We start from the raw sequence: 12,197 nt of genomic DNA, 5'->3' as shown, positions 1-12,197 counted from the left end.
CCCGCCCGCCGTCGTACGCTTTAACGTAGAGAATTACCCAACATTGAGGGGATGACATGACCGAGAAGGTCAAGCTGCTGAGCCACGTCGAGGCCATCAACTGGAACCGGATCCAGGACGACAAGGACGTGGAGGTCTGGAACCGCCTGGTGAACAACTTCTGGCTGCCGGAGAAGGTGCCGCTGTCCAACGACGTCCAGTCCTGGAACACGCTGACGCCGGCAGAGCAGCAGCTCACCATGCGCGTCTTCACCGGCCTGACCCTGCTGGATACCATTCAGGGCACCGTGGGTGCCGTGTCACTGATTCCCGACGCGGTGACCCCGCACGAGGAAGCCGTGTACACCAACATTGCGTTCATGGAGTCCGTGCACGCCAAGAGCTACTCCTCGATCTTCTCCACGCTGGCCTCCACCAAGGAGATCGACGAGGCGTTCCGCTGGTCCACCGAGAACGAGAACCTTCAGAAGAAGGCGCAGATCGTTATGGACTACTACCAGGGCGACGACCCCCTGAAGCGGAAGGTTGCCTCCACCCTGCTGGAGAGCTTCCTGTTCTACTCGGGCTTCTACCTGCCCATGTACTGGTCCTCGCGCGCCAAGCTCACGAACACGGCCGACCTGATCCGCCTGATCATCCGCGATGAGGCCGTGCACGGCTACTACATCGGCTACAAGTTCCAGCGCGGACTGGAAACCGTGTCCGAGGAGCGCCGCCAGGAAATCAAGGACTACACGTTCGAGCTGCTCTTCGAGCTGTACGAGAACGAGGTCCAGTACACCCACGACCTGTACGACGGTGTGGGCCTGGCCGAGGACGTCAAGAAGTTCCTGCACTACAACGCCAACAAGGCACTGATGAACCTGGGCTACGAGGCGATGTTCCCGTCCTCCGTCACGGACGTGAACCCGGCCATCCTGTCGGCGCTGTCCCCGAACGCGGACGAGAACCACGACTTCTTCTCGGGCTCCGGTTCCTCCTACGTGATCGGCAAGGCCGTGAACACCGAGGACGAGGACTGGGACTTCTAGCCGTCGTTTTCCCCGGACAGCAGGTTCCCACTGTCACGAAGCAGCCTCCGAATACGCTGACGCGTATTCGGAGGCTGCTTCAGTGTGTGTACGGCTTCAGTGTGTCTACGGCGGAGACGTCCGCTCGACGTTGCTGTGCTTTCCGGTTTTGGTGCGGCGGCTTCGAAGTCCTCGGTGTCGATGCCGGCAGCGAGCGGAGATACCGGCGCCGGACGATCCTCTGGGCGACCAGCAGAGCCGGAAAGAGCAGCCTCCAGGGCTGCTGCGAAGCAGGGCGGGTCAGCGACCGGACGTACAGGTGCACATCCTCTCCGTGGCGGCACAGGATGAACGCTTCTTCACCATCCACGGGGTGTCCCGGCAATGTCCGGTAGGAGAAGCCAACCCTGTCAGCTTCCCGCACCACATCCGTTACCTCCACGGGTTCAACGACGGGAACGCCGCAGGGCCGGGCTGTGACGGTGACCCGCTGGCCGGGGGAGACCCTGCCACGAGGTTCAACGGCAAACCCGCTCTCCGTCTTCACCTTCCAGGTGAGGACTTCTTCAGCGGCGCGCGCCCACACCGCAGGACCCGTCCCGACGAACGACGACACTTCAGAACGCCTGTACCTGCCACCGACGGCGGTCCAATGCTCACGAAGCATGCTCGTCACGCACCACCCCGGCTTGATCCCGCCTGGTTCTGCGGTGCTTGTCCGCCTGGAGGATGCCGTCACGGACCGCGGCGCGGATGACGCCGTAGAGGACATAGAAAAAGACTGCCGCCAGGACCGCAGGCAGGACCAGGTTGTCGAGTGGGTTCATGTGCTTCCGTGGGGATTCCTGGCTGTGACTGACCAGCGGAAGCGGCTGCGCCGCGGATCCCCCAATCCGTCCTGACCCCGCCAGTCTAGCCGGAGGAGAGGGCCGTGCCGGACACCAACGCCCTCAGAACAGCGGCCAGGGCACCGCCGGCATGCCGCCGGTCGGTCCCGGGAAGCGGCCCGTTGAGCGCAGCCGGGCGCAGCGGGCGGCCAGGGCGTCGATTTCGTCGGCGCTGAGCAGGTCCGCGAGGTCCCGCCCCAGCTGGCCGGCCAACCCGTCGCTGACCCGGTCGATGCCGTCCAGCTCCTGGTCAGTCAAGGCATCGCCGAGCCACCCCCACAGCACAGTGCGCAGCTTGTGGTCCTGGTGAAAGGTGAGCCCGTGGTCCACGCCGTGCCGGTGCCCGCCGGCCATGGGAAGGATATGGCCGCCCTTGCGGTCGGCGTTGTTCACGACGACGTCGAACACGGCCATGCGCCTCAGCGGCCCGGAGTCCTCGTGCAGGAGCGCGACCGTCTGCCCCGTCTCATCCTGGCCTTCAAGGACGTACCGCCACCCCTTCTCCGGCAGGTCATCGGTGGCGAAGATATCCACCGCCGTCTGGCCGGGGTCGGTCTCCTGCCAGAGTTGCACCATCCCTTCGCCGAGCGGACCGTCGCGCAGCCAGGTCCGCGGCACGATGTTCCAGCCGAGCGCTTCGGACACCAGGTAGGCGGCCACCTCCCGATGTGCCAGGGAGCCATCGGGGAAATCCCACAGTGGTTTTTCCCCGGCCATCGGCTTGTAGACAACGGCGGTCCCGGCGATGGTCCCGGTGAAGGTGGCATTCGACGCCGTCGTGATCCGTCCGGTGAGGGTCAGTCCGGACGTGGAAAGGTCCGCGGGCATCAGGTCCCGGGCAGGGTGCAGACGTGCCCCTCTGGGTCAATGGGATAGCCGCACCGCGGGCACGCCGGCCGCCCGGCGCCCACGACCTCGCGCGTGCGCTTGGCAAAAGCGCGTGCGGTGCCCACCGGCATGCGCACCAGCAGCATTTCGGCAGCGTCGGCTTCGTCCTCGCCGGGAAGGTCCCCGTCAGCGTCCTCGTCGTCCATTTCGGTGAGCGGGTACGCCTCGATGACGATCTGCGCGGTGCTCGGGTCCCAGCCCAGGCTCATGGTGCCTGTCCTGAACTGCTCCTCAACCGCCTCCAGCTGGTCATTGTCCACCAGCTCGATGGGCGTTCCCGCCGGAACGCTGAAGGGGTTGCCGTCGATGGTGCCCAGCTGATCGAGGATCTCATCGATCTTCTCGGCCAGCTGCGCCGACTGCTGCTTCTCCAGTGCGATGCTGACTATGTCTTTGCCTGTCCGGACCTGCAGGTAGAACGTGCGCGCCCCCGGAGCGCCGATGGTGCCGATGACAACCCGATCGGGCCAGGCGAACTCGTAAACACGTGTGGGCATGTCCGTATTCTAGGCACACCGGGCTACCGGGCGGAGTGCCCCGCGCCGCCGCCCACGGGGGCATCACCGGAAGTGATGCCCTTGGCGAGCCACGCCAGGTCTCCGGCGTCGGTGTTTGTCGCGTGGACGGCCGGCCGCCCCGCCCCGTAATGGACAATCGACAGGGACGCCGGCCCCACGGTGATCCGCTGGAACAGGTCCAGGTGCATGCCCAGAGCGTCGGCGAGGATTGATTTGATGATGTCCCCGTGGCTGACGGCCGCCCACACGGCGCCCGGTCCGTACTGGGCCTCGAAAGCCGCATCGTGGCGCCGGACTGCTGCCACCGCCCGCGCCTGCATCGCGGCCATGGATTCACCGTCCGGGAAAACGACGGCGGACGGCTGGGACTGCACGGCGGCCCACAGTTCTTCCCGGGCCAGGTCGCTGAGGTTCCGCCCCTGCCACCTGCCGTAGTCGCATTCCGTGAGGTCCGCTTCGACAGGAGCCGCGGGAGTTCCTCCCTGGCGTTCCAGGATGAACCTGGCAGTTTCCCGGCACCGCTCCAGCGGGCTTGAGACCACACCCGCCAGCGGCACCGCCGCAAGGCGCTCTCCGGCCTGCGCCGCCTGCTCCTGCCCCGTCTCGTCCAGGCTGACACCGGCTGCGCGGCCGGCCAGCAGCCCTGCCGCGTTGGCTGTGGTTCGGCCGTGCCGGACGAGGATGACTGTTCCCATCAACCCAGCCTAACCGGCTTCCCGGGACGTCCGGGAAGCCCTTGTTCCCGCCGTCCCGTCGCGCGTATCCTAGGCGGCACCGAACCCCCTGAAGCGGAAGACGGCGGCCATGGATGACCCGGTTCCCATCCTGCTGATTGCCTCCACGGATACGGCGTCGCGGCGGACTCTCGAAGACGAGTTGCGCCGCCGCTACGGCGCCGACTACGAAGTGGTGGTCTGTGTCGACTACGCCCACGGCCGGGCCGTGCTGGAAGGCCTCCGGCGGTGGAAGCGTGCCGTGGCCCTCATCCTTGGCTGCTACGGGCCGGGTGACCACGGCGGGCTCGACTTCCTGCGCCGGGCCTACGGTTACCACCCGGCCGCCAAAAGGGGCGTCGTGGTCACCTGGGGTGACTTTGCCAGCGCCCCGACGGTCTTCCGCGCTCTCTCGCAGGGCTACGCGGAGTTCCTGGTGATCCGCCCTGAGCGTCCGCGGGACGAAGAGTTCCATGGCGCCGTGACGGATGCCCTCGACGACTGGCACCTGGCGCAGGGGGTGGGGTTCGAAGCCGTGCGCCTGATCGGGGAGGTCGGCGTCAGCAGGACCCACATGCTGCGGGACTCGATGAGCCGCAACCACATCCCCGTGGGGTTCCACCCTGCCGGTTCCGCGTCGGCGCAGCGGACGCTGGAGGGACTGGGCCTCCAGAACCCCGCGCTGCCGGTGCTGGTCCTGGAGTTCACGGCACCACCGGTGGTCCTTGAGAACCCTACCGACCTGGAGATCGCGGAGGCGATGGGCGTGACCAGGCCCCCGTCACCGGACAAGGTCTTCGACGTCGTGGTGGTGGGAGCCGGGCCGTCGGGCCTTGCGGCTGCGGTGTACGCCGCCTCCGAGGGCCTGTCCACCATGGTGGTGGAAGCTGAAGCCGTGGGCGGCCAGGCGGGCACCAGCTCCCTGATCCGGAATTATCCAGGCTTTTCCCGGGGCGTGAGCGGCGCCCACCTGGCATACCGCACCTTCCACCAGGCCTGGACCCTGGGCGCGGACTTCCTGTTCCTTCGGACAGTGGAAAGCCTGCGGGAGGACGGAACCCATTACGCAGTCTCCGTGTCCGGCGGCAGCGTCGTGCGGTGCCGGTCCGTGGTGGTGGCCACCGGTGCTGACTACCGCCGGATCGGCCTGCCCCAGCTGGAGGACCTGGTGGGCAGGGGAGTCTTCTACGGATCCACCGTCTCCGAGGCGCCCTCCATGGCGGGCAAGCAGGTCTGCGTGGTGGGTGGAGGCAACTCGGCGGGACAGGCGGTGCTCCACTTGGCAAGGTACGCGAAGAAGGTGACTTTGCTGGTGCGCGGTCCCAGCCTGTCCGCCAGCATGTCCGAATACCTCATCGCGCAGCTGGCAGCCTCCCGCAACGTGTCGGTCCGCCCCGGCACCACCATCGTCGGGGCCCGTGACCAGGACGGGTTCCTTGCCGCCCTCAAGGTGGCAGGCTCCGGGGAACCCAGCGGCTCCGCAGGCGAAGAAATCGAAGCCGCCGGACTGTTTGTGCTGATTGGGTCCTCGCCCCGGACGTCGTGGCTTCCTGACACGGTGCAGCGGGACAAGGCGGGGTTCCTGCGCACCGGCGCGGCCTGGGACCCGGGTGGGGATGAAGCCGCCCGCAGCGACGGGCCGCCGCTGGCGCTGGAGACCAGCCTGCCCGGTGTCTTTGCCATTGGCGACGTGAGGTCAGGGTCCATCAAGCGGGTGGCAACCGCGGTGGGGGACGGGGCCACCGTGGTTTCCATGCTGCACAGCTACCTGGCCGGGAAGACCGCTGCACCCTCCATTTCTCAGGAAGGTGCCTCCCCGGGAACCGGCTCCTAATGCCTGCGCGTCCCGGACCGGTCCCCCTGATCAGGCCCATGCGCTGGCTGCTCTACATCGCTGCCTTCCTGGTGTTCCTGGCCGGCCTGGTCCTGTTTGTATTCCCGCTCCGGACGGCGGAATGGTTCGCCTGGACCGTCAATCCACCCATGACCGCGGTCTTCCTCGGCGCCGCCTACTGGTCCAGTGCGGGCCTGGAGATCATCGGCGCCCGCTCGGCCGGCTGGGAGTCAGCGCGGCTGGCGGTGTGGCCGGTCTTCGTCTTCACCACGCTGACCCTGGCCGTGACGCTGGTCCACCTGGACCGCTTCCACCTGTCACCGGCTGCAGGGTTCCTTGCCCAGGCAGCCACCTGGGCGTGGCTGGCCATCTACGCCGCGGTGCCCGTGGCCATGCTCATCATCACCCGGAGGCAGCTCCGGGGGGTGCAGGTGGCGGGGCGGGCAGCGTCCGGGCCGCCCGTGCTGCCGCCCGCCCTGAGGATGCTGCTGGGCGGGATCGCCGGGATCCTGCTGCTCTATGGGGCTGCGCTGCTGGCAGCACCCGTCCCTGCCGCCGCCTGGTGGCCCTGGCCGTTGACCGAGCTCACGGGCAGGGCCGTAGGTGCCTGGCTGGTGGGACTGGGGTGGGCGGCGGCGCAGGGCCAGTCCAGCCGGGACCTGCGGTCAGTGCGTCCCGTGGCGCTGACATCCCTGGCCTTCGTGGTCCTGCAGGCCATCGCGCTCCTGCGCTACGGCGAGGCCCTGCGGTGGCAGGATGCGCCGGCCATCGGGTTCACCGTTGTCCTCGCTGCCATTGGCGTGGCGGGTGGATGGGCGTTTGCCGTGTCCCGGGCGCAGCGCCCGGCGTCCGGCGCCTGAGGCCGCGTCAGAACTTCTGCGCCAGGCTGACGGACGCCGTCCTGGAAGGGGCCACGCCGAACGTGCTGAGCACCCTGGCCATGATGTTGTTGAACACCGGTGCGGTGGAGATGCCGTAGATGTTGCCCGCCGGGCGCTGGACATTGACCATCACCACGTATTGCGGATCATCCATCGGGGCCATTCCCACGAAGGACGCCGTGTAGCCGTCCAGGCCCCGGCCCGACTCGGCGATCGCCTCCGCGGTGCCGGTCTTGCCGCCCACCCGGTACCCGGGGACCTTGATGTCCTTGGCCCCGCCGGCGGTGACAACGCTTTCAAGGATGTCGCGTGTCTGCCGTGCGGTGTCCTCGCTGACGGCCCGGGTCCCCGGTTCCTGCTCCACCGGATGCTCCGTGCCGTCCGGGTCAACGTACGCTTCGATGAGGCGGGGCTTGAGGAGCACGCCGCCATTGGCGATTGCCTGGAACGCCATGGTGGTCTGCAGCGGGGTCTGCGCCACGCCCTGGCCGAAGAGCACGGCGAACTCCTGCCGGCCGTCCCACTGGTCCGGGGCCGCCAGCAGCCCCGAGGACTCACCGGGCAGGGGAACCCCGGTCCGGCTGCCGATTCCGAACCTGCGGAGGTAGTCGTAGCGCTGCTGCCGGCTCAGGTCCTGGCCCACCATCACGGTGCCGGTGTTCATGGAGGACCCGATGACGCCGGCAAAGGTGCGCTTCTCAGTCCCGTGGTCGAAGGAGTCCTTGAAGTACTGGCCGTTCACCGTGTAGCCGGGCGGGATCACCAGTTGTGAGTCCGGGCTGACGATCCCTTCCTCGATGGCGGCCGCGGCGGTGATCGCCTTCTCCGTTGACCCGGGCTCGATGGCGGCCTGCACGGACCGCGCCCCTCGGTCCTCCGGTGCGGTGGCCCCGGGGTCGTTCGGGTCCACGGAGTTGGTCTCCGCCATTGCCCGGATTTTTCCGGTTTTGGCCTCGACCACGATCACGTTGGCCCAGTCTGCGCTGAGCTTGCCGGCCTGAGTTTCGAGCGCCTGCTGCGCCGCGTACTGCAGGTCCGTGTCGATAGTGAGCTTGACCGACTGGCCATTGGTGGCCGGGACCACCTCCAGCGGCGCCGTGGGGATGATAATTCCGTCGGCACCGGTCTGGTACGTCCGCTCCCCGTCACGGCCCTTCAGCCGGTCATCCAGGGTCAGCTCGAGCCCGGCCGCGCCGCCCTCGTCATTGGTGAAACCGACGATGCTGCCCGCCACCGGCCCCTGGGGGTAGGCGCGCTTCTTCACGGGCCTCGACTCGACGCCGGGGATGCCGAGCTCCATGACGGCCCGTTCCAGGCCCGGGTCCACAGCCTTGGCCAGGTAGGTGAAGAGGCCGTCGCCGGTCAGGAGCCCGCGGACGTCCGACTCGGGCAGGTCCAGCAGGCCGGCCAGGTCCTGCAGTCCCTGGTCCCGGGTGACGGTCCTGACTGACCCGGAACCGTCCACCCGCCGGAAGGTTTCGGTGGTGCTGTTCACCTTCGGCGTGCCCACGATGTCGTACCGGACGGTGCTTTGCGCCAGGACGGTCCCGTTCCTGTCCACGATGGCACCGCGCTCGGAGGCAAGGGCGGACACCTGGGTCCTCCGGTCGGCAGCCTTCGACGCGTAGCTTTCGGGGTCGAAGCCCTGGATCACGACGACGCGGCAGCCCACCACCAGGAGCAGCGCCACCATGAAGCAGAATCCCACGCGGACGCGGGCCGTGGACCGGGGGCTGGACACGTCATGGATTCGCACCCGACTACGCTAGCCGCGACCTCCCCGGCGGAACTTCCGTGCGTCCGGCGTGGCCGTGAATGTGAGATTGTCCACTCTGCGCGTCAGGACAGGGCTGCCACGTCGATGAGGACCTTGCCAACGGTGCCATGTTCGACGGCGTCATGCGCCGCCGCGGTTTCCTCCAGTCCGAAGCGCGTCAACGGCAGCCCGTGCTCGTCGCCGACCCGCAGCGCGCCTGCGGCGAGGGCCTCGGACACGGCCGCCACCGCGTCCCGCTTCTGCCCTTCCGTGACGGTGTAGGTGAGGATGAACTGGTACCGGATGTTCCCGGCCATGCTCTCCCGGATGGGAACGGTGACAGATTCGCCCGGGTTGGCGGCGTAGATGGCGATGGTTCCGCCCGGCTTCAGGACCTCCACATCGGAGCCCAGGTTCGCAGGGGCGTTGACGTCCACGACCGAATCCACTCCCTCCGGGACCGCCTCACGCACAGCCTCCACAACATCTTGGGTGCGGTAGTTGATGACGTGGTGTGCCCCGGCCCGGCGGGCCAGCCCGGCTTTCCGCTCGTCGCTGACAGTGGTGACGACCGTCGCTCCTGCCCAGCGGGCAAGCTGGATCGCCGCATGCCCGACTGCCCCTGCGCCGCCGGTGACCAGCACGGCGTGACCGGACAACGACCCGGGGGAGAGCCTGGCGGGTCCGTTCTCGTTCGCGGTCAGGGCCCGGTGCGCGGTGAGGGCGGGAATGCCCAGCGAAGCGCCGGTCTCGAACGTCTCGCTGTCCGGCAGCGGGACGGCCTTGGCCGCTGGGAGGACGGCGTATTCCTGCGCCGTTCCCTCATCGCTGCCCCAGGCCACGTCCCACAACCAGACGCGGTCCCCGATGTGGAGATCGAGGACGCCGGGGCCCACGGCGTCGACCACGCCGGCGCCGTCCTGGTTGGGTACTTTCGGTGCCTTCAGCCGGGTGCTGCCCTGCCCGCTGCCCGCACGGGACTTCCAGTCGGTGGGGTTCACGCCTGAGACGGCCAGCCTGACGCGGACCTCACCGGGCCCGGGTTCGGCCGGCTGCTTGTCCCGGACCTGCAGTACATCCGACCCGCCGGTCTCTTCGTACACGACTGCCTTCATGCCAACTCCCATGCTTTCCATTTCCTGACTGGCCGGTTCCACGAGACCAACCTACCGAACCGCCGCTGGTTGGGCGTGACCGCCGGATCACGCCCGGTCCGCGCCGGTCAGGCCCGGCCCCGGACCATGCGCACGGCCTCCCGCACGGCCTCAAGCCTTCGGGTCGAGGCGAGGCCAAGGTGGTAGACGTGCAGCTCCGAGGCTCCCGCGTCCACCAGGTGCCGCCACTCCGCAGCCAGTCCGCCGGCGTCGTGCGTCTTTGGCGGCAGGGCCAGCACGTATGCGCCGGTACGCGTCCCCGTACCCGCCATGTCCCGCACCAGGTCACCGCTCTGCGCGGATCCGCCCCAGCAGGGCACGACGGCGGCAGCGTCGCCGCGCGCGGGCCACAGCAGGCTCCTGCGCAGCGCATCCAGGGGGAGGAAGGGGCCGGTGGACCACGGGTCCGGCGTCGCATGAAGTGACAACCGGACCTCCGCTCCACTGTCCGCGGCGGCCTGCACGCACCGGTCCAGCAGGGCGGCCGCGGCATCCCATCGGGCTTCCAGCAGGGGCAGCAGCCCGTGGGCCCCGGCAGCGTCTCCGGGAGCAGCATCCGGATCCTGTGCGGCCAGGACCAGCTCACGGACCCGCTGGCGGTACTCCTCCGCCGGCAATCCCCGTTCCCGGTACCCGGCGGTGCAGGCAGCACAGAAGCACAGGGACAGCAGGGCCTGCACCCACGGCGAATACTCCGCTCCCTCGGTCTTCTCGTGCCGGTTCTGGTGGCTGAAGCCCAAAGGACCCGCGGCCTCCAGGACCAGCCCGTCCGGCCGGCCCACCTGCAGAATCCTGGCCACCACCGTGGCCGCATAGGTCCTGACAGCGGGCTGCGACGGGCACAGGGCGTAGCTGTAGACCTCACCGAAGGCGTTAAGGACGCAAAGGTCCCGGTTGCTCCCCCCTGCGGCGCTCGAGTGGGTCAGGACGGTCCAGGCGTCCACCGGGATTCCCGCATTCCGGAGTTCCGATGCTGCTGCGGCAAAGGCATTGTCCGTGCCGGTCCAGGGTTCCGCGCCGGCCGGCGCCAGCGGCTGGCCGTCGAACGCCGTGCCGGGCGGCACGTAGAGCGCCGCGGAGTGCGCATCGACAATCCTGCGGGCAGGATGCCGGGGCGTTGCGGCCCTGACGGAATGGTAGGCGGCGGCCAGCGCCACCCGGTCCACCCCCGTGGCCCTGATCCGCCCGGCGGCCCCGGGATCGCCCAGGATGTCCCAGGGGTAGAGGTAGCCGGTGACCTGGCAGGTGGCGGTGTCTACCACCGGGGGAGGTCCGCCGAGTAGTCCGGATCGAAGCGTTGCATGTAGCCGGTGTCATCCCGTGCCGTCATCCGGGCGTCGAGGTACTGCTGGTGCAGTTCGGCAAGTTTTTCCCGGTCCAGTTCCACGCCGAGTCCGGTGCCGGTGGGAACCCGGACGCTGCCGTCAACGAAGCGCAGGGCCCCGGGTTTGACCACGTCGTTGTGCCCGTTCCATGGGTAGTGGGTGTCGCAGGCGTAGGTCAGGGCCGGGGTGGCCGCCGCTACATGGACCATGGCGGCCAGGCTGATGCCCAGGTGCGAGTTTGAATGCATGGACAATCCCAGGCCGAAGGTTTCGCAGATGGTTCCCAGTTCGCGGGTGTGGCGCAGGCCGCCCCAGTAATGGTGGTCGCCCAGGATGACCTGGACGGAGCCGAGTTCGATGCTTTGCCGGATGTGTTCGAACGCCACCACGCACATGTTCGTGGCCAGCGGCATGGGGGCGGTGGAAGCCACGGCCCCCATCCCTTCCAGCCCGGGCGTGGGGTCCTCCAGGTACTCAAGCAGGCCGTCCGTTTTCCCGGCCACCCACTGCGACGTCTCCACTGTCCAGGCCGTATTGGGGTCCAGCCGCAGCGGCAGGGCGGGAAACGCTTCCCGCAGCGCCCGGATGGCCTCAATCTCTTCCGCCGGCGGAAACACCCCGCCCTTGAGCTTGATCGACTTGAACCCGTAGTCGGAGATCATCTTCCGCGCCTGCCGCACAATGCCCGCCGGATCCAACGCTTCGCCCCACTCGTCGGCAATGGCCGGCCTGCCATCCAGCGCAGGGTGTTCGGCCCACTTGTAGAAAAGGTAGGCGCTGAACGGTACGGCGTCCCGGACGGTGCCGCCCAGCAGTTCGCTGACCGTCCGCCCGGTGGCATGCCCCTGGATGTCCAGGCACGCCACCTCGAAGGCGGAGAACACCGCCGCCCGTTCGAACGCCGAGAGGCCGGGGTCCAGGGCATGGTTGATGAGCTGCTCCATGCGGGTGGTGTCGAAGACGCTGACGCCCTTGATGGCGTTCGCCCCCAGGGCAAGGTTTTCGAGCCGGCTGCGGCCCCCGGAGCATTCCCCCAGGCCAAGGAGTCCGTTGGCGGTGCGCACCTCGATGACCACCCTGTGCACCAGGGGTTCGTGGACTCCCACCGCGTTGAGCAGGGGCGGATCGGAGAAGGCGATGGGTGTGATGGTGATGTCGGTGATGGTGAGGTCCGCACTGGTGTGCAGCGGGGCAGGTGCGGGAGTGGTGCCGGTCTTCATGGTGCTTCTTT

General features: G+C 68.4%; 12 protein-coding genes. 3 read left to right on the top strand and 9 right to left on the bottom strand.

Annotated features, from left to right (window positions below; translation table 11 throughout):
• The first annotated feature begins 56 nt into the window (after positions 1 to 56).
• Positions 57 to 1,031: a class 1b ribonucleoside-diphosphate reductase subunit beta gene (nrdF, locus tag AS031_RS07585; protein WP_058267504.1), complete on the top strand. Its 975-nt coding sequence runs from the start codon at positions 57 to 59 to the stop codon at positions 1,029 to 1,031.
• A 79-nt stretch (positions 1,032 to 1,110) separates the two neighbouring features.
• Here the strand turns inward: nrdF and AS031_RS19460 are convergent, their stop codons facing one another.
• The 5 genes from AS031_RS19460 to AS031_RS07570 form a co-directional block, all read right to left on the bottom strand.
• Positions 1,111 to 1,677 carry a DUF1990 family protein gene (locus AS031_RS19460; protein WP_074446933.1) on the bottom strand — a complete coding sequence of 189 codons (567 nt, stop codon included), beginning with the start codon at positions 1,675 to 1,677 and terminating at the stop codon, positions 1,111 to 1,113.
• Positions 1,667 to 1,837, bottom strand: a complete 171-nt coding sequence (locus AS031_RS20010; RefSeq protein WP_169793868.1) for a hypothetical protein — start codon at positions 1,835 to 1,837, stop codon at positions 1,667 to 1,669. Before AS031_RS20010 ends, AS031_RS19460 begins: the two co-directional genes overlap by 11 nt.
• Before the next feature lie 123 nt (positions 1,838 to 1,960).
• Positions 1,961 to 2,725, bottom strand: a complete 765-nt coding sequence (locus AS031_RS07580) for an SCO1664 family protein (protein ID WP_058267503.1) — start codon at positions 2,723 to 2,725, stop codon at positions 1,961 to 1,963.
• On the bottom strand, positions 2,725 to 3,282 hold the full coding sequence (locus tag AS031_RS07575; protein WP_058267502.1) for a DUF3090 domain-containing protein: 558 nt from the start codon (positions 3,280 to 3,282) through the stop codon (positions 2,725 to 2,727). Before AS031_RS07575 ends, AS031_RS07580 begins: the two co-directional genes overlap by 1 nt.
• Before the next feature lie 23 nt (positions 3,283 to 3,305).
• On the bottom strand, positions 3,306 to 3,998 hold the full coding sequence (locus AS031_RS07570; protein ID WP_058267501.1) for an MSMEG_4193 family putative phosphomutase: 693 nt from the start codon (positions 3,996 to 3,998) through the stop codon (positions 3,306 to 3,308).
• A gap of 109 nt (positions 3,999 to 4,107) precedes the next feature.
• Between AS031_RS07570 and AS031_RS07565 the strand changes: the two genes are divergently transcribed.
• The gene (locus AS031_RS07565; RefSeq protein WP_058267500.1) at positions 4,108 to 5,850 is read left to right on the top strand and encodes an NAD(P)/FAD-dependent oxidoreductase; all 1,743 of its coding nucleotides are present in this window, start codon (positions 4,108 to 4,110) and stop codon (positions 5,848 to 5,850) included.
• Positions 5,850 to 6,710 carry a hypothetical protein gene (locus AS031_RS07560; protein ID WP_058267499.1) on the top strand — a complete coding sequence of 287 codons (861 nt, stop codon included), beginning with the start codon at positions 5,850 to 5,852 and terminating at the stop codon, positions 6,708 to 6,710. The genes AS031_RS07565 and AS031_RS07560 overlap by 1 nt, the downstream gene beginning before the upstream one ends.
• Before the next feature lie 7 nt (positions 6,711 to 6,717).
• On the opposite strand, the gene AS031_RS07555 is transcribed toward AS031_RS07560, so the two are convergent.
• The 4 genes from AS031_RS07555 to AS031_RS07540 form a co-directional block, all read right to left on the bottom strand.
• On the bottom strand, positions 6,718 to 8,424 hold the full coding sequence (locus tag AS031_RS07555) for a peptidoglycan D,D-transpeptidase FtsI family protein (RefSeq protein ID WP_082641970.1): 1,707 nt from the start codon (positions 8,422 to 8,424) through the stop codon (positions 6,718 to 6,720).
• 146 nt (positions 8,425 to 8,570) lie between these two features.
• A complete protein-coding gene (locus AS031_RS07550) occupies positions 8,571 to 9,602 on the bottom strand; it encodes an NADPH:quinone reductase (protein ID WP_058267631.1) in 1,032 nt (343 codons plus the stop codon).
• Positions 9,603 to 9,709: 107 nt separating this feature from the next.
• A complete protein-coding gene (locus AS031_RS07545) occupies positions 9,710 to 10,903 on the bottom strand; it encodes a hypothetical protein (protein WP_058267497.1) in 1,194 nt (397 codons plus the stop codon).
• Complete coding sequence (locus tag AS031_RS07540) at positions 10,897 to 12,186, bottom strand: glucarate dehydratase family protein (RefSeq protein ID WP_058267496.1); 1,290 nt, start codon at positions 12,184 to 12,186, stop codon at positions 10,897 to 10,899. The genes AS031_RS07545 and AS031_RS07540 overlap by 7 nt, the downstream gene beginning before the upstream one ends.
• Positions 12,187 to 12,197: the final 11 nt, after the last annotated feature.

Origin of the sequence: Pseudarthrobacter enclensis, assembly GCF_001457025.1 — a bacterium.
GTDB classification, from domain to species: domain Bacteria; phylum Actinomycetota; class Actinomycetes; order Actinomycetales; family Micrococcaceae; genus Arthrobacter; species Arthrobacter enclensis.
The sequence above is the reverse complement of the archived record's forward strand: the minus strand, read 5'-3'. Positions and strand labels throughout refer to the sequence as shown.